This window comes from Nostoc sp. WHI, assembly GCF_015714725.1.
Classification (GTDB): Bacteria; Cyanobacteriota; Cyanobacteriia; order Cyanobacteriales; family Nostocaceae; genus Nostoc.
Map to the genome: position 1 here is coordinate 1 of NZ_WBKM01000350.1, position 15,847 is coordinate 15,847.

The 15,847-nt window shown below is 42.2% G+C and carries 19 protein-coding genes; 12 read left to right on the forward strand and 7 right to left on the reverse strand.

Annotation, left to right across the window (positions count from 1 at the left end; translation table 11 throughout):
- The coding region (locus F8S12_RS35805; RefSeq protein ID WP_196515054.1) for a hypothetical protein at positions 1–380 on the forward strand (380 nt) is incomplete at its 5' end.
- 4 nt (positions 381–384) lie between these two features.
- Entirely contained in the window at positions 385–726 is a 342-nt protein-coding gene (locus F8S12_RS42155; RefSeq protein WP_331001486.1) for a tyrosine-type recombinase/integrase, read from the forward strand.
- 163 nt (positions 727–889) lie between these two features.
- On the opposite strand, the gene F8S12_RS35815 is transcribed toward F8S12_RS42155, so the two are convergent.
- Complete coding sequence (locus F8S12_RS35815) at positions 890–1,573, reverse strand: hypothetical protein (protein WP_196521099.1); 684 nt, start codon at positions 1,571–1,573, stop codon at positions 890–892.
- A gap of 698 nt (positions 1,574–2,271) precedes the next feature.
- Here F8S12_RS35815 and F8S12_RS35820 point away from each other — a divergent pair.
- The 3 genes from F8S12_RS35820 to F8S12_RS35830 all read left to right on the forward strand — a co-directional run bounded on the left by F8S12_RS35820 (position 2,272) and on the right by F8S12_RS35830 (position 3,823).
- A complete protein-coding gene (locus F8S12_RS35820; RefSeq protein ID WP_196521100.1) occupies positions 2,272–2,880 on the forward strand; it encodes a ParA family protein in 609 nt (202 codons plus the stop codon).
- A complete protein-coding gene (locus F8S12_RS35825; RefSeq protein WP_196521101.1) occupies positions 2,877–3,149 on the forward strand; it encodes a hypothetical protein in 273 nt (90 codons plus the stop codon). Before F8S12_RS35820 ends, F8S12_RS35825 begins: the two co-directional genes overlap by 4 nt.
- 173 nt (positions 3,150–3,322) lie before the next feature.
- The gene (locus F8S12_RS35830) at positions 3,323–3,823 is read left to right on the forward strand and encodes an AAA domain-containing protein (protein WP_196521102.1); all 501 of its coding nucleotides are present in this window, start codon (positions 3,323–3,325) and stop codon (positions 3,821–3,823) included.
- Here F8S12_RS35830 and F8S12_RS35835 read toward each other — a convergent pair.
- From F8S12_RS35835 to F8S12_RS35850, 4 genes are all read right to left on the reverse strand, one after another.
- Positions 3,798–3,956 (reverse strand): hypothetical protein, encoded by a 159-nt coding sequence (locus F8S12_RS35835; RefSeq protein WP_196521103.1) that lies wholly within the window; start codon positions 3,954–3,956, stop codon positions 3,798–3,800. The genes F8S12_RS35830 and F8S12_RS35835 overlap by 26 nt on opposite strands.
- A 214-nt stretch (positions 3,957–4,170) precedes the next feature.
- The gene (locus F8S12_RS35840; RefSeq protein ID WP_196521104.1) at positions 4,171–4,356 is read right to left on the reverse strand and encodes a hypothetical protein; all 186 of its coding nucleotides are present in this window, start codon (positions 4,354–4,356) and stop codon (positions 4,171–4,173) included.
- Positions 4,357–5,027: 671 nt separating this feature from the next.
- On the reverse strand, positions 5,028–6,560 hold the full coding sequence (locus F8S12_RS35845; protein WP_196521105.1) for a relaxase/mobilization nuclease domain-containing protein: 1,533 nt from the start codon (positions 6,558–6,560) through the stop codon (positions 5,028–5,030).
- A complete protein-coding gene (locus tag F8S12_RS35850) occupies positions 6,535–7,050 on the reverse strand; it encodes a plasmid mobilization protein (protein WP_230968507.1) in 516 nt (171 codons plus the stop codon). The genes F8S12_RS35845 and F8S12_RS35850 overlap by 26 nt, the downstream gene beginning before the upstream one ends.
- A gap of 427 nt (positions 7,051–7,477) precedes the next feature.
- Here F8S12_RS35850 and F8S12_RS35855 point away from each other — a divergent pair, with 427 nt between their 5' ends.
- The 3 genes from F8S12_RS35855 to F8S12_RS35865 all read left to right on the forward strand — a co-directional run bounded on the left by F8S12_RS35855 (position 7,478) and on the right by F8S12_RS35865 (position 9,627).
- Positions 7,478–8,032, forward strand: coding sequence for a hypothetical protein (locus tag F8S12_RS35855; RefSeq protein WP_196521106.1), 555 nt, complete (start codon positions 7,478–7,480; stop codon positions 8,030–8,032).
- Positions 8,033–8,044: 12 nt separating this feature from the next.
- Positions 8,045–8,836 carry a hypothetical protein gene (locus tag F8S12_RS35860; protein ID WP_196521107.1) on the forward strand — a complete coding sequence of 264 codons (792 nt, stop codon included), beginning with the start codon at positions 8,045–8,047 and terminating at the stop codon, positions 8,834–8,836.
- A 131-nt stretch (positions 8,837–8,967) separates the two neighbouring features.
- The gene (locus tag F8S12_RS35865; protein WP_196521108.1) at positions 8,968–9,627 is read left to right on the forward strand and encodes a hypothetical protein; all 660 of its coding nucleotides are present in this window, start codon (positions 8,968–8,970) and stop codon (positions 9,625–9,627) included.
- A 363-nt stretch (positions 9,628–9,990) separates the two neighbouring features.
- Here the strand turns inward: F8S12_RS35865 and F8S12_RS35875 are convergent, their stop codons facing one another.
- Both F8S12_RS35875 and F8S12_RS35880 read right to left on the reverse strand, forming a co-directional pair.
- Positions 9,991–12,927 (reverse strand): plasmid replication protein, CyRepA1 family, encoded by a 2,937-nt coding sequence (locus F8S12_RS35875; protein ID WP_196521110.1) that lies wholly within the window; start codon positions 12,925–12,927, stop codon positions 9,991–9,993.
- Between the two features lie 517 nt (positions 12,928–13,444).
- Complete coding sequence (locus F8S12_RS35880) at positions 13,445–13,612, reverse strand: ribbon-helix-helix domain-containing protein (protein WP_163932603.1); 168 nt, start codon at positions 13,610–13,612, stop codon at positions 13,445–13,447.
- A gap of 269 nt (positions 13,613–13,881) precedes the next feature.
- Here F8S12_RS35880 and F8S12_RS35885 point away from each other — a divergent pair, with 269 nt between their 5' ends.
- The 4 genes from F8S12_RS35885 to F8S12_RS35900 all read left to right on the forward strand — a co-directional run.
- The gene (locus tag F8S12_RS35885; protein ID WP_196521111.1) at positions 13,882–14,997 is read left to right on the forward strand and encodes a ParM/StbA family protein; all 1,116 of its coding nucleotides are present in this window, start codon (positions 13,882–13,884) and stop codon (positions 14,995–14,997) included.
- A gap of 3 nt (positions 14,998–15,000) precedes the next feature.
- Positions 15,001–15,234: a hypothetical protein gene (locus tag F8S12_RS35890; RefSeq protein ID WP_196521112.1), complete on the forward strand. Its 234-nt coding sequence runs from the start codon at positions 15,001–15,003 to the stop codon at positions 15,232–15,234.
- Positions 15,231–15,455, forward strand: a complete 225-nt coding sequence (locus F8S12_RS35895) for a hypothetical protein (RefSeq protein ID WP_196521113.1) — start codon at positions 15,231–15,233, stop codon at positions 15,453–15,455. The genes F8S12_RS35890 and F8S12_RS35895 overlap by 4 nt, the downstream gene beginning before the upstream one ends.
- A 132-nt stretch (positions 15,456–15,587) precedes the next feature.
- A partial coding sequence (locus F8S12_RS35900) for a hypothetical protein (protein ID WP_196521114.1) occupies positions 15,588–15,847 on the forward strand: 260 nt, incomplete at its 3' end.

The following is a 15,847-nucleotide window of genomic DNA, read 5'->3' on the forward strand; positions in this document are numbered from 1 at the left end:
ATGACTATCGTGAAGTACGTTCTTTGCGATTAACAGATAAGACTTGGAAGGCTCTTGGTATTGCTTCGGAATGCTTAGGCTTAACCCGTGCTGATTATTTAGAACACATTGTTAGGCATAACGATAACCCTTGTATTACACGGGAAGACTCAGATTTTTTAGCTCCCATTCAACCAAGTATTACACGGCAGAGTGAGTCACATCAGATATCTAATACCACAAGCGCTAAACAACCTGTCGGTTTGCCACCGATAAGAGAACTTGAAATTTTACGCGATCGCATTTTGTCCCAACTGAAGTTAGGTAAGCAAGCTACTGGGTATAAAACTGCTCAGAAGGTTCTCAATCGTTTCATTGCTGAACTAATCGGTTCAGTTTAGCTGTTTGGGGAATTCGCCAACGGTATCCGTATCTCGGTGGCTACCCAATCAGGGTTACAGCACCAGGGAGATTCAGGATTTTTTAGGACACCGCGATATCAAGCACACGGAGAAATACACCAAGCTGAATGCTCGACGGTTTTTGAATTTTGATTGGGGTGATTTAGTAGATGGTTTTATACGTAGTCAAACCTACTATAAAGTAGAGTTCATATTAGGAGATGAATTAGAATATATAAGACATTCTAAGCATGATATTAATACAGAATACCGATATTTTAAATCTTGTAAATTTAAGGTAAATAATGAATTTAATACTTATTTTAACATTCTAATTTATGCTTAAATAAATTAATCTTTAAGGTAGAGATAATAACTCTACCTTTATTTTGATTAAAAGCTAATTTTCAAAAACATGGATTTACCATTGTTTCAGCCTCAACCTAAACTTGACTCAAAACTTTGAGTTCATATTTTGAGCAAATATCCGCATATGTGGAACATAAACTTCAATAAAAATTTCTTGATATTTGCTCTAGTTTACTTACTATTTCTTCAGCTTTTTTATTTATTTCTTCTTCTAAAGATTCTTGCCATTTTAACTGAATATCATTGCCTGATATTGTTTTAAAATCATAATAATTTGAAGCTACATTCATAGTCTTTACACAATGAGCAAGGTCACAACCTTTAAAAAAATTGTGGTAGAAACTTGTATAAGCTACTGCCGCATCAGACCAATCTACCTCACGTTCACTTCCTACTAAAAATTTAAAAGGAATAATTCCTTTTTGAATTTTTGCCATTTGTCCAACAAAAATACCATAACAAGAAGATGAACATATCAATAGGTCGCAGGAGAAACAAGATAAATAATCTTGTATAGATTTTATTAAATTACAAAGCTCATCCCATTTTATTCTAGACTGATCAGTTAATCCAATTTCATCTTTGTTACCGTGCATACTAAGATGAAGAATTGGAGTTTTATGATTCTGTCTTAATAATTTATTTAATTCATAAATTGAATCAAAAAACTCTTTCTTTGTCTGCACTAAGTTATAGTGATATTCAATACGCGCTAATTTTAGTGCTGAGGTAAGTGATTCTCCTTCATTAATATTTCTAATTATATCTTGGTTTGATGGAGATTCTATGATGTAAACAAATGCACAATTTTTTCTGTCTTGCATTTCAATTACTCCTTAAATTGCCAATTTTTATGAGCACAGGAAAATTAATGTTGACAAAATTTTAAATATTATCATTATTTAAAATTATTAGAATTTCAATACGAGTTACTTTTAGTTTTACTTTTATATTGCAATAAGGTCTTCAGTAAATATTTCATTTTTATGTAAATTTTTGATGATTTGTTAAAAAGCTGCGACCTCTCAAGACCTTTTTGATTTTGGCGTTGCACCCGCCCCAGTATAGCGACAGTTAAACCTTAAAATGGATTTAGGAGAAACGTTTCTCCTAACCCAATTGTTTGATAAATTCAGAACGCTACCCCCTAAACTAAGAGCGGGTTAGGGAGTGTATGTCGGCGACCGTTTTAGAGAAATCACCAGTTTACCTGTTCCGTCATAGCTCCCTAACCTGCAACTATTACTCTAGTTTCTCTTAAATCGCCCTCTGTGTTGATTGCCCATCAGCTACTGCTGCCACTCTTTGTCAAAAACTTTCTTTCCTATAATTGATTAGAAAAATTAGCCGCTTCTTTACATGAGTGTTGCAAACCACCTTTTTTCCTATTCTCCCTAGCTGCGTACCAACAAGTTAGAGAGGATTATAAATATACGTGACTATTATTACTTTTGTGAGTATGATGTAGACCAAGCCAGAAAACCAAATAACCAGAAAACCAGACTTATGGTTTACCAGAAATATGGACAGTCTTAAGAAAATTGTTACTATCACTGGATACAAAGGAGGGGTGGGGAAAAGCACTACAGCTGTGCATCTTGCAACCTTCTTTAGTGAACTTGGTAAAACAGTTCTTGTAGATGGCGACCAGAACCGTACCGCCCTAGCTTGGTCAAAACGCGGATCATTCCCTTTCCCTGCGGTGGACGAACGCCAAGCCCTCAAAGTAATTGCCGATGCTCAATTTGTGGTTATTGACACCCCAGCTAGACCTGACTCGGATGATTTAAAGGAATTAGCCAAAGGCTGCGACCTTCTAATACTGCCCACAAAGCCTGACATTGTAAGCCTTGAGCCAATGCTTTTGATGGTGAAAGATTTGGGTGAGGCAAACTATCGCTGCTTGCTTACTATTGTTCCTCCCTATCCCAGCAAGGAAGGTGAAACACTGCGTCAGGATTTGTTGAATGGAGGCATCCCCGTATTTCAGGCAATGATCCGGCGTACTGTCGGCTTTGAGAAAGCAGCAATGGCTGGTGTTCCTATTCGGGATGTTGATGACTCACGTTTAAAAACAGCTTGGGCTGATTACCTCGCCTTCGGTAAAGAAGTTATGGAGATTTTGAAATGAGCAAGTACGGTGATTTGATTAAAAAAGCCAGAGAAACAGAACCAGAAAACCAGAAAGCCATAAATACAGAAGACCAGATATCTGGTTTAGCATCACAAGAGCCAGAGCTTGAACAGATGGTCAATCTGTGCGTCAAAGTCCCTATATCCCAACGTCGCTACTGGATGTCTAAAGCCAAAGAGCAAGGGATTACTGTAACCTCAGTTATCGTTGAAGCGCTAACCCAAAAGTTTGGAGAACCAGATAACCAGAAAGCAAGAAAACCATAACAATGAGGGAGAAGGGCGGCAGGATACACATGGAAATTAATTTAGGAGAAACGTTTTTCCTAACCCAAATTCTGCACAACCAAAAGACATTGGTCAGGGCAGTATCCTCAAATATCATTACCGTTGCGTTCTGGTGATTGCGCTCTTTCTGCTCAAGCCTGTGCAATTACGGTATGCTTATCAAAACTGAACCAAAAGCTTCTCAGTTGGGTGCAAACCTGATTGGTTGCAATGTGAAAGGGAAGCTAGAGAACAACGTTAATTGGGCAGAAGTTGATGCAGTAGAAGCGTTGATTGAGGAGTTATTAGCGGCGGGTTATTGCTTAAATTCTACTGACTTTGACAACACGATTGGCGTGATTTCACCTTACCGCCGTCAAGTAGATGCGCTGACTCAACGCTTAAAATCTCGTTGGTCAGATTTTTCCCCCAAGAGCATTGGCACAGTTCACACATTTCAAGGGGGTCAGAAATCAGTGATAATTTTCTCGACTCGCCAATGCCAACCAACTGATAGTCTCTGGTTTATCAATCGTCGGTCTAATTTACTGAATGTGGCTGTTAGTAGAGCGCGAGAATTGTTTATCCTGGTGGGGAATTTGGGGCGAATTTCTGAGGGTGGTTACACCAGAGATTTGGTGGAATATATCAAGGAATTTGGGGAGATGCGGTAATTTTAAGAAATTGCAAATGCCAAAATCCAACACCTTTGAAGAAAAATATCCCTATATTTGGTATTGAGCCAAGATGCACAACTTTCACGTCGCGCATCTCGGCTCGATACCCAATAGTCTCGAGTGCAGACATTTATCTTGCATATTTATTGGCTGTATATTTTATTCTCTGGAAGTCCCTAATTCACAGTATTCTCCTTTTCATGGGATTTAAAAGGGAGAATACTGTGAATATAGCTAGGCTTGGTGAATATAGACTTTATTGATTCCATCCGCGCATTGACAGAAATATGGCTTAAATACATATCGCAATACTTCTGTCAATGCTAAGTTATGCTAAGGATTATTTAGGTCGGTGAGTGAACATAGACTGTATCGTCTCCATCCGCGCTGTAAACACTTCCAATCACCTTACCCTCTGCATTCTTATAGACATGCCAACTGAGTCCTCCTACTATTTTAGATTGTGTTTCCTCATCTAAAGTATTCATTTTACTATTAGCTTCTAGAGTCTTGATTTGGATTTTAGCCATTGGAGGATTCCTTCTACGTTACTTGGTTTAAATGTGTGAAACATGATTTAAACTTGATATTAGCAAGCTTAAGTAAATTCTATGCAAGAGGAAAGCTATTCATCTAAGCTATAAAACTTTTGATTAGACCAAAATTAAACCTTTTCTATCCCCAAATATGACAAATATTTAATAATTTATAATCGAGTCTAGTTATACTGCATACGTACCATGCTGTGATTACTCAATTTTTAAGCATTTACACTAGAAAAAACTTGATTTAATTTCTAGAAATAATTAAAACATTTATGTCCCTAAAATATTCCAAGGTTTATTGCTATCGGGGCAATGCGGTTCGTTTACTTGGGCTGTTTCGGCAAAAGTTAGAATACCTCTCTTTTTGGCAAAAGTATTGCTACCTCAATTATTATTCCTGTTTTTCCTGTAAGTGGATGAAACCTTAGCCAGTTGTAGCGAAGCGGTGACTGAGCGCTGCGATGGTTCTAGTTAGCCCCATCAAGGAATTTGTACAGCGCTCGGTCAACAACTGGCATTGGGGAGGGAGTCCAGAGGGACGGGGCAAAGCCCCTCCCTCGCGCACCTTTAACTTCCACGGGGGTTGATTACTTAGATTACTAGTAAAAACTAAAGCCGAGCCTCGGCAGCAACGAGTTCGGTCTGCACAGCGCGGATCACAGGCTAAAACCACGATCCTGCTGTATGAGCTTTTGTTGCTCCTCCCTCAGATGAGCTTCTAGCTCCTGACTCCAATCAGGATTATGGGTTTTGAGCCTTTTACCCTGTGGCAACAATTCCAATACTGCACTAGCTGTTTTATTCCCTGGCTCATCATTATTGAATGCTACGACAACCCTATTGAAACTCTTGAGAAATTCCATAGGTAAGTTATTAGGGTCATCAGCTACTATCAACATGGTTCTAGTTGGTGGTAGCCCTTTGCAACTTGAGATTAGGTAGGTGGCTGCTGACATCGCATCAATTGGTGTAGAACACAAAAAGACGTTTTCTACCTTGTCCGTTGGTTGCCCTCCCAATCTCAGATAAAACCAACCATTTGCTGTAGAGGTGTTTTGGTCGTATTCCACAGCACGGTGACTTTGCCTTGGCTTTGACCAAATTAATGCACCAGTTTTTTCACCATCTAAATCACGCTTGATAAATAAAATATTTCGTTGCTCATCCATGTAAAGCAACTGATTACCATGTAATCCTTGCACAATATAATCTGGTATATAGCGTTTCTCGCTTAAGTACTTGTGTAATACTTGCCAAAGAACTTTATCCTCCGGTGGTGGGGTAAACTCAGGCTGCTGTTGTTTGCGTTCAATTTCTTGAAAGAGTTTTTCTAACTGCTCAACTGGGAGTGGTTTAACAGGTTTGAGCAGCAATTCATGAATAGGTTCATCATCACGTTCTGGTTGGTAGTCAACAGCAAGATGTTTTTGCAAACCGGGGAAGGTATAAGCTGCACCTAATTGTGTGCCACTAAAAGCCTGCCCATCTTTCTCATAAGAAATGCCTTTAGACTTACCATTCCTAGTCCATCCTGTTCTTACACTAATGCCAGCTTGCTGCAACCGCATAATCAGCATTGGCATTTGGGGATTATCAACTCCGGCTCTATCAATCGTCTGCTGAATCTGCTCCTTAATGATGCGCTCTGGTGGGGTATCGCGCTTACCCGATGAATATTCTTCTTGCTCTCGCCTTATACGCCTGATTTGTCCGGTGCTGGGTGTGCGATTCAGTTTTTCTCTGCTGCCCTGTACTTGGACTAACTCATAGTCTTGCTCAATTTGTCGCAGAACTTTTTCAGAGCGAACGTAATCCCAGGAATCATGCACTAACAACCCCGTGTCCATCCTAATTCTGCTGGCTGCAATATGGATGTGGTCGTCATCAGTGTTATGGTGGCGAAAGATGACAAACTGATTGGCATCAAAGCCCATTTCCTTCATGTAGCGATCGCCGATTTCGTTCCATTTCTCATCATTTAATCTGTCCCCCTTAGCTGCTGATAGAGAAACATGATAAACAACTCGGTCTGCATCTGAATTTAGTTGTCTCGACAGCTTAAATTCCCGCGCCAACTCTCTCGCATTTCTCCCACTCATGTTACCGCCGATTAGTTTGGCATCATCGCGTGATTCCAAGTAATCTAACAGGTGGCGAAAACCTCTACCCTTCGTCTGCTTCCCAATCATCCTCTTCCTCTTCCGAATCTTCGTCTTCATCATCATCCGAGGCAATGTCCCGTCTGCACTGATGCAGCAGTTCTAAAAGCTCTCTTAGCAGTTCTGGATCAGCAGGTAAAGTTCGCCCAACTAAGAGTGCTATGTTGGTTGCCTTAACAAGCTGGTTTAGATTGTTCCCGATTTGTCCTAATTCCCAATATGTTTGCAGGCTAATTTTACTTAGTCGTTTTGGTAATGGACGCATCAATGTATTACGTCTCATTAGTTCACTCGCTGACATCCCTAAGTCTTGTGATTTTATTCGCAGCAAGTCCAGTTCGATATCGCTCAATCGCACTGGGAAAATATGCTTTCGGACTAGAGCTTTTGACTGCTTGCGGTTCGCCATAAGTGGAGGATCTTGAGGGACATTGCGAGGGGGGTTTTTCAAGGGGGGTTTCCCCACTTGAACCAGTCTGCCGTTCGAGCGCAGCGAGACAAAGCGTAAGCTTTGAGGCATGGCTGGCTTCTAGCCCATTTCGGGAAAAACGAGGTGTCAAGTGCTACGTGTGTACGGAGGGACAACGAGAGACTGGGGGCGAGGAAACGACAGCGTAGCTGGGGGGACAGGTTCGGGTCATTCAGGGTGAGATGAAAGACAATAACAGCGTAGCTGAAACGTCATTATATCAGTGTTTGCTGAATCACTGCGACGGCGTAGCTGGAGTGTCTTGGCTAAAGTCAGCAACAGTCAACATCAAGGGAACATAGCGACAGCGAAGCTGGAGCGGGAGAAATATATCAGCATCTAATAAATGATGGTGACGGCGTAGCAGCAACAAAAATTCTAATCAGCGTAGCTGAAACCATCTGAGAATCTGGACTTATACTTTTTATAAAAATAGTGGAAAATAAGGGAATTATGATCTCAATTTAATTTCATAGCGATGGTTGAGCCAAAAGATTCTGGTCAGATTACTAAAAGCAAGATTGATGAGGCTATCAAAGCACTTAAGGAGCAGAAGCCAAAAGAGCGAGAGGATATATCGGATAGAGAGGCCATCAGGAAAATGAGACGGTACATTGAGAAGCTGACCTCTGATAAGTACGGCTACAGTTATGATGAAGTATCGGAGATGCTGAAGGGTTTGGGGATTAATTTGGCTGGCAGCAGAATCAAATATTTAATCGGTGAGTTGAAAAAAAGCACTCATCGCCGTCAAAAGACCGACTCAACTGGCAACAGTAGTACTTTATCAAATCCGGCTACTGAAACTCAGCCAACGGTGGGGAATACTGCGATTGAAACTGAGCCACCAGTGGAAAATACTGCGTCAGTTCAAGCCAGTAGTGAGCCGGAGAAATCAACAGTCAATAGTGCAAAGGGCAAAAGAAAAAGTAAACAGCCTTTCTCGCAGGAGCAATCGGCACAATCAAACCTAGAGGGTGAATTAAACAACCCTGCTTTTCAACCAAAACTTTACAGTGCTGAAGATTTATAAACTGGTTGAATTATGAGTCAAACTTACCTGATTAATGGAGAAAGAGCAGCACTGAATAAAAGAATAGTAGTGTGTACTGGAGAAAAGGGAGGCACAGGTAAAAGTATTGTGGCTAGGTTTCTATTAGATATGTACTTGGCCAACTTGATTCATGTTGTAGCGTATGACTGTGACTCTAACAATCCACAACTTTGGAGACACTATAACAGAGTTGTAAATGGAGGGGTCAAAACAATCAAATTTAATCAACATGGGGTCAACGAGATTTTAAAGAATGATTTACAGCAATTAAGTCCTACTGTAGCTTTAATGGATCTGCCGTCTGGAGTGGGAGATTATTTTAAGGATTTTGTTCAAGATGTGCAATCGTCAAGCTTGGGCTATCGCATTACTATGGTATCGGTACTAGGCAGAGTCAAAGACAGCGTAATTCAACTCAAACGATTAATAGAAGTTTGTGGTAATCAGGTTGATTATGTAGTGGTGAGAAATTTGTATTGGGGTGAAGACGAAAAAGCGTTCATCAAGTACAACTCATCTAAAACCAGACAATCTGTATTGGAGTTAGGAGCAATAGAGGTAGATTTTCTTCCTATAGTAGATAGAGTTATCGATAGAATTGACTCACTTGACGCAGGCTTTACAGAAGCAGTGAACTATGAAGGAATAGAGGTTTCCGTTATGGGCAGGTTAACTGCATGGATTCCTAAAAATGAGTCAGAATTGATTAAAGCTGGCTTATTTTTAAGGCTTGAAGGCGCAAAATCCAGAAATTATCAAACCCTAAAGCAAGTAATAATTTAAGGGATTTGAATGTAAATTAATTAACCGCTTAACTCCGGTAAAATCTCTCTCAAGAGCAGCGTAACGCTAGAGCAACTCAGAAGCATTCATAAGCAGATACACAAAAGTGTTATTGGTAGGAGAAATACAACATGGGCGAGGCCAAACGGCGCAAAACGTTAGATCCTAATTATGGAAGAGTTCGTCAGTCTCCCAAAAACAATGTACAAAATGATATATCGCCTCTAGTAAATGCCTTAATTAATTTACCTAACAATTTATGTTGGGAGCTTTTTACTGCGGGAAACTCTAGCGATTGGTTGGGAGATGAAATCGAGATTCCCATAGACAAAGATACCCAATCAATTATCTCAAGATTGTTCTGCCAGGATCACCTCAGCCCGATTGATGCACAAACTGTTGAAAATATATCTACTGTCTGTTCAGTTCAGAGGCAGAATAATCATGAGATTTGGTGCGACTTATATCGCATATTTTGTCTTGTGGATGAGGAAATTCTCCTCAAAGTTCTAAAAAATAAATCTCTAGAAGAAACAGACTACTCACTGCGCTCAATGATTCTGTTTGAAATGGCTTGCCCATGTATTCTCGATGACGACGAGGAGTTTTGGTCAGATGACACCTCCCCAACCCCCACAGAGATTTCAAACTTTTTATTCGAGCGCTTATCAAAAGAGGAATACAGTAATACTGAGGTACAACAACTGAAAGCATTTTGCTCTCGTGTCGGGTCGCTCTTTTCTCGAAAGTGGGCAGAACACTGGTTTGAACTTGAAGAAGAAGTTTACTAATAAGCGAATTTTAGTGAGCTTTCATCGTTACTTTCCTTCTGTTGACACCTTTGAGTCGCTAAAAGCCGAAGATGTATCTGGCTGACTGGCTGGCTTTAAATCCATTATTGGGGATTAATGGGTAAATTACTTTGGGCCAGTGTGGATTGTCCAGTAAATTTGTTTATCTATTTAATTACCGTTAGTGGACGGAACTGAAAACAGGCATTTTGGGACGAATGGTAGTCCTAACTGCCACATTATTAAGCTTGCCTTGGGTGGAAATGGTACGAAAGTCGCAACTATTCCATGAGGCAACTAAGCTGTAGGTTCCGGCTACAACTGGCACAGCTATTTAGTTAGGTTTAGAGTTGGGAATTTTGGTTAAGCTAGGGCTTTCTCCTTAGCCAGCCAGTTCTGGAAGATTTGCTCACGTCCATCGTCAGCCTCAACCACACGATAAACTCGTTGGCGATCGCCCGTGCCATCACGACCAAGGTATTTGAGTTTTAGCCCTATCTTCTTCAGCAATCGCCGTAAGATAACGATGGGGCTGTCATTGTCATTTAGGGTAATTCCCAGAACGGTTTTCACCTGCCACTTCACAGAAAGGGCATTGTTAGCCATCTGCACTAGGTCAGCATCAGTTCCCCGAAATTCGCGATCGCCCTTGATGAATTGGGGGATGTTGAACAGTTCCAAGGCATGAATCACTAGCCCAAGTTGACCACCGTTAAAGTCTGGTAGCCATGCGCTCTTGGCAAGAAGCATCTTTTCACCCAGTTTGCGATCGCGGTCAGCAACAAACGCTCTGCCTAAGCTCAGGTAAAAATGCAGTCTCAGTTGTGGGTAATAACCTTGATCGTCTTTTTTGACGAGTTCCGAGGTAACATCCACACCGTAACGCTGCTCTAGCTTATATTTGCGCTCAATGTGGCGTTCAGTGGTGGTTTTAGCCCGTTGCTGTTGTAGCGCCTCATATTTTGCAGCAGTCATCGCAGTTGTATCAGCAGCAGTGATATCCTGACATTCGCCGTTGTAAACTTCATTTGTTTGGGCGGTGATTTCGTTGTTTAACTTTTTGCGAATTTTGTTGTCATTGACATCGACAATGTTATGACCTTCGTTGCCTAATTCCTCTAGCACAGTGTCGCGGTAATGAATCATACCCGCATTGATGCGACAAGCCATTTTGCCAAAAACGTTTAAGGCAGTGCGATTAATGTTGATTTCATCGCCGTCAATGATCAATGAAGCATTCTGTAGCAGCTTCAAGTTAGCTTGAAAGCGTTTATGCTCACAGGCTAACAGGGATTTGAGGTTAATTGCTCCGTTGCCAATCTTTCCTAAGCCATGACTAGCTACCCACAGATGACGCGGTATAGCTTCTCGGACACGGGCTAAGGCTTGGCGAGTGGCATTTTCTGGTGCTACCCCCCGGAAGCATCCCCAAACACTGGTAAAATGCCCCAGTATGTCAATGCTGACTCCCGTGCCGATAGATGGGGAGGCCAGCACTATGTCATATTCCAGCAGCACTTTGTTTAGTCTCTCAATGCAGTTGTAGGCTTCGTGTTCCGGGTTGGCAATCGTTTCGGAGTCAATGCGAAGGATTTTTCGGTCGGGAAATTGTTTCTTAAACCTCGCTTCTAAGACTTTGGTTCCCCATTTGGATTTAGCTTTTTGGCAATCAACGGCAATAAAGGGCTTACCCCCGGTTTTGATATGGGCTTCCAGGGCAGCTAACCAATTAACCGGGGTGGTTTGTTTGTAGTGGTAAATGTTCCAGGGTTGTCCCTTCCAGTTGTTGACGACTACCCAAGGGGTAACTTGGGTTTCTGCCAGACCCATGACCATTTCCGGCGATAAATCAGACAAGTCAGCATCAGCCAGGATGACTTTACCACGTCCTGGGGCGAAGGCATTTTTGAACAACTGGGAAAGTTGGTTGAGGACTTCCACCCGATGCTTCTTAACTTCAGTGTTGGCACTTAGCAAATGCCAGATCACCTGCTCGGACTCGTCAATGATCACTAAAGGCTCTTTCCAGTAAAGGGCGTTAAATCTGGCTTGACCGTTGGGGTGTAAACTGTCTACACACAGCGCAAAACCAAGTAAAATCCCTGTTTCGCTGTTTCTGACTTCGGTAATGTAGGGGATGCCTACCCGATCCGCGATCGCACTTGCTAACTGTACCCTGTGCGATAAGAGGATAACGGGTTGACCGTTGGCGATCGCTTCTTGAACGATCGCGGCAAATGACTCGGTTTTACCTGAACCTTTAACGGATTTGAGTAAAATCAGTTTAGCGGCTTCCGGGATGGTCAATGCTCCCAGGTAACGCTGATTGAGGACAAGTGACGCGTCATAAGACAGTCGGCTATACTCTTTGATCTGCCATTTTTCTTTTGTCAGTGCTAGTGAGATAATTTCATCAGTAACAGCTGGCCCCCTAGCGGCGATTAAGTCATCAATGCCTTTTTCGGGGTAACTCCACTGTGTCACTAGGACTTGACAGGCGCAGGCAGTTAACAGTTTCGCGGTTTGGCTAATGGCAATATTCACCCGTTGGACTGTTTCTGGTTTGGTGTCGTGGTCAAAGCAAATGATGAATTTACGTCCAAGGGTAGCAAAGTGTTGTAGCTCTGGAATTAGGTGTAAATTACCTGTGGGCTGTCCAAATTCATCTTTGGGATTGCGGTAGCCACTGTTTATCCCAGGAAGGGCGATCGCTGCATAGCCCAAAGTAAGCAATGCCCCAGCTTTTTTAGCCCCCTCACAAATCACAACTGGAATGTTGTACTTCCATACCCAATGCCAGAAGCCTAATGCCCTATCTTCATCGCTGATGGGTAAATCATATCGGGCGGCTACACTCTCCCATGTGTAATCTGGTACTGCCAGGAAGAATGCCCGTGTAGGAACTCGCAACGGATGTTCATACTTGATGAATTTAAGAACTTTGTTCAGGTCGCGCCTGGGGCGATCGGGCTTCATACCGCCCCACATCATGGGGCTATAATCGTTAAGCGGGTCAACGCCACTGCACCACCAGTTAAGTCCTTCGATGTGGCGATACTTCTTGAGTACCCCGTCTCTGAGTCGTCCATCGTTACGGCGGGGGACGTTTTGACCAAAGAACAGGTAGTCATAGGCGGCAGTGCCCGATACGGAAATGACGTTTAGCGCAATAATTCCAGGGTCAACAGCACTGGCTAACCATTCATTCCAGTGGTGCGCTTCTATGTCAGAGGGACGGGATATGATCTCGTACCTCTCAGTGACTTCAATTTGTTGAAGTACACAGTTATTATTTTTCACAGTTTTTTCCCTCAAATAACTGGTTTTTCAGTATTTAGAGGGGGTTAACGCACTGCTACACCTTATATCTATGAGATTTACTGTTTTGCTTGTTTAGGCTTTTTTGGCTATCAAAAAATTGTTAAATTTATCTGCCAAAATTTGCCAGCAGAACTTTATAAATTGCCACGGCAACTCATATAATATGAGTAAGCAGCGCGGACTAATCTCTGTTGCCAATTTAGTGGTAAGACCTTCCAACTTCCTCCCACTTCTTTGGTCGTCAAGAGATAAACCCCGCTTCCAAGTAATCAAATATTTAATTTTTACTATTGGGCAAAGTGTTCACTACTTAGTAGCACTTTGTTTTTTTATTTTTGGTGCTGTTTTATATTGACCTCCATTACAAGCTTCATTTACGTTCTTGCCTGATTTTACAGAACTTCTGTCAGTCTTATACCTAACAAAACCTGATTTTTTGCTTGAAACTACTCAATAAAAGTTGATGCTGTTGTGATTCCGGTTTTGGCTGAGTGGCTCATTGTGTTTTCTCCTGCTTTTTCTCCCTAGCTGCAATAGCTTCTTGACATAGCACAACAACCATTTGACTTACTGTTCTAGTTTCATCAGTGGCCAATCCTGCAACTTGCTCATAAACTTCTACGGGGAAAGTTACATTTACTCTTTTACCTTTATACTTTGGCATTTATTAGATAGCTTTAGGCACTATTAGTATCAAATTACCTTATTTAATGTGCCTAAAGTATAAGCAAAATTAGTTTTTAGTAGTGCCTACTACTATCTAATAGATGCTATATTAGCATTGTGAGCCAAAAAACGCCACTCAACAAAGGCAATAGAAGCCAGAAAGTGATGCTACGGCTTGTCACCAACTGGATATGTGGATTTAAGGCGATAAGCGCCTCTAAATTCCCCAAAGCCAGAAAAAACAAGACTTTAACAATTATCTGAACCATGACAACCACATACACCAATGCCAAAAATTGGCTCGTCCAAGCAGACTTGTTAGCCAAATCAGGGCTAACTGACCTTATCGCCGGAAAAGACTCAGGTGCAGGGTATGGCAAAGCAATCATCGGTGATTTTTCGATCATGATGCCTGCCGTATACTCACTTGTTCGCAACCGCAACATCATGCACCACGAAACTATCTCAAAAGATGGGGCATGGGTTCTATATGTAGAAGGTTCACGCCTGGACTTAAAAGACGTTCAATTCTTCTGGGGCAGTGCGGCTCTAGCGCAAAGTGACCACACCTTGCTGCACGAGGACAAAGCCAAAAAAGCAGAATTGGCATTAGAAAGCATTCTTGCAGACTTAGCCGTTCTGAATATTCCCGATGGGGTCAAGCTATCGATTAGTTTGAGCAATCACAACCCCGAACGTTGGGCGACTGAGATTAAGCGCAGAGTCGAAGGGACTCACACCTTTGAACATCTGCACCCTGTAACTCGTTCCATTGTCACCAAGACAGTTGAAATCGCGGTTACTGGCATTTACCCCGAAGGTTTTGGAAGCATTGCCCACTGCTTATTTGGTGAAGCATCCCTGGTACTAGACCCCTCAGAATTAGCGATCGCACTCGATATCGGTTCATCGACTTGGTTGATTACCGTGTTTAACGGCAGTGGTGCAGTGATTGACCGTCACTTGATTGAAGGTGGAGCGGGTGAACTGCACAGCATGATTGCAGAAGCCCTCGACAAGCGAAACGACAAAGTAAGTCTGCTGTCCAAGGATGTGAAGCATTCACCCAGTCTCGTTAACCAGGGGATTCTTGAAGGGACTTTTACTTATGGCGGTAACCACCTGACTGGTAAGAAGTTTGAAACCGAGTACAGCCAATGTCTAGATCAGTGGTGGAGTAACAGGATTGAGAAATTCGCCAACTTTGTGACTGCTGGTAATTACCTGGATAGAGCGAAATACCTTGTCGCCTGGGGTGGTGGTGTTTCTCTGCCAGTAGTGGATCAGAACCTAGCCGATTTAGGTTTTGTGGTCTTGAATAATCCCCAATTCATTAATGCTTTGGGGTTGAAACTATTAACTCAAATATCTTTGGGAGCCTAATCAATGAATTACGAATCTCGGCGTATAACCATCTCCTACTTAGCAGTAATTGAATTGTGCAAAATGTTTGATTTACCCCAAGACGCACCGACACAAGCACTTTCGGCAGGTGTAGAAAAGCTGATTTTTCAACACGACAATGTGCAAGCATCACGCACCGCAGAAACAGCGACATCTACACAGCCCAATAAATCAGCATTGACAGCAATGGTCACTAATTTCAAGGGGGCAGCATGAGCAGAACCATATTCAGAAACACGGTTTTAGGTATTGGAGCAACAGCAGCAGCGATCGCCGTTGGCTACTTCGGAGTGCAGTACTTTGGTAAAAACAATATGTTCACCATCGCCGCAGCCGTGGGTGGTGCAGGTGCAATCAGCTATGTACTTCAGAAACCGGCTCAAGGAGAAACCCCAGCCACACCTATCAAAATCCAAAGTCAAGGAAAGAAGTCATGAGCGAACGCAGTCGCATTGCTTCAATGCGTTAGCCCCACTCTGAAATGTATCTCTCGCCGCTTTCACGAAAAGCACTTAAGGATTCTAACAAATGACACTTCACTATACAAATATCTTTTAAGGAGATAAATCATGTCAAAACCACTTGGTTTTTTCACATCAACTATGCCGGGGGATGGTTCGTACTTGGATGACCTTCAATCTGTATATGGAAGCACCTTTGAAAAGTTGGGCAGAACAGAGAAACTTCTAGTTTTAGAAAGCGTGGTGAAAAATCTCATAGTAGCCGAGACAGCAGCGCACGGGATTAACTCAACAGCCCAAGCGATGGCTCACGCTTCTAGCATTACCCCAGGCATCCGAGAATCGGTAGGAATAGATGAGCATCTTGG

What these genes read in the sequence shown, in the direction of transcription:
- F8S12_RS35815 (WP_196521099.1), bottom strand. Translation starts at nt 1,573, where the DNA reads ATGCAAGACAGAAAAAATTGTGCATTTGTTTACATCATAGAATCTCCA.
- F8S12_RS35820 (WP_196521100.1), top strand. Translation starts at nt 2,272, where the DNA reads ATGGACAGTCTTAAGAAAATTGTTACTATCACTGGATACAAAGGAGGG.
- F8S12_RS35825 (WP_196521101.1), top strand. Translation starts at nt 2,877, where the DNA reads ATGAGCAAGTACGGTGATTTGATTAAAAAAGCCAGAGAAACAGAACCA.
- F8S12_RS35830 (WP_196521102.1), top strand. Translation starts at nt 3,323, where the DNA reads ATGCTTATCAAAACTGAACCAAAAGCTTCTCAGTTGGGTGCAAACCTG.
- F8S12_RS35835 (WP_196521103.1), bottom strand. Translation starts at nt 3,956, where the DNA reads ATGTCTGCACTCGAGACTATTGGGTATCGAGCCGAGATGCGCGACGTG.
- F8S12_RS35840 (WP_196521104.1), bottom strand. Translation starts at nt 4,356, where the DNA reads ATGGCTAAAATCCAAATCAAGACTCTAGAAGCTAATAGTAAAATGAAT.
- F8S12_RS35845 (WP_196521105.1), bottom strand. Translation starts at nt 6,560, where the DNA reads ATGATTGGGAAGCAGACGAAGGGTAGAGGTTTTCGCCACCTGTTAGAT.
- F8S12_RS35850 (WP_230968507.1), bottom strand. Translation starts at nt 7,050, where the DNA reads ATGCCTCAAAGCTTACGCTTTGTCTCGCTGCGCTCGAACGGCAGACTG.
- F8S12_RS35855 (WP_196521106.1), top strand. Translation starts at nt 7,478, where the DNA reads ATGGTTGAGCCAAAAGATTCTGGTCAGATTACTAAAAGCAAGATTGAT.
- F8S12_RS35860 (WP_196521107.1), top strand. Translation starts at nt 8,045, where the DNA reads ATGAGTCAAACTTACCTGATTAATGGAGAAAGAGCAGCACTGAATAAA.
- F8S12_RS35865 (WP_196521108.1), top strand. Translation starts at nt 8,968, where the DNA reads ATGGGCGAGGCCAAACGGCGCAAAACGTTAGATCCTAATTATGGAAGA.
- F8S12_RS35880 (WP_163932603.1), bottom strand. Translation starts at nt 13,612, where the DNA reads ATGCCAAAGTATAAAGGTAAAAGAGTAAATGTAACTTTCCCCGTAGAA.
- F8S12_RS35885 (WP_196521111.1), top strand. Translation starts at nt 13,882, where the DNA reads ATGACAACCACATACACCAATGCCAAAAATTGGCTCGTCCAAGCAGAC.
- F8S12_RS35890 (WP_196521112.1), top strand. Translation starts at nt 15,001, where the DNA reads ATGAATTACGAATCTCGGCGTATAACCATCTCCTACTTAGCAGTAATT.
- F8S12_RS35895 (WP_196521113.1), top strand. Translation starts at nt 15,231, where the DNA reads ATGAGCAGAACCATATTCAGAAACACGGTTTTAGGTATTGGAGCAACA.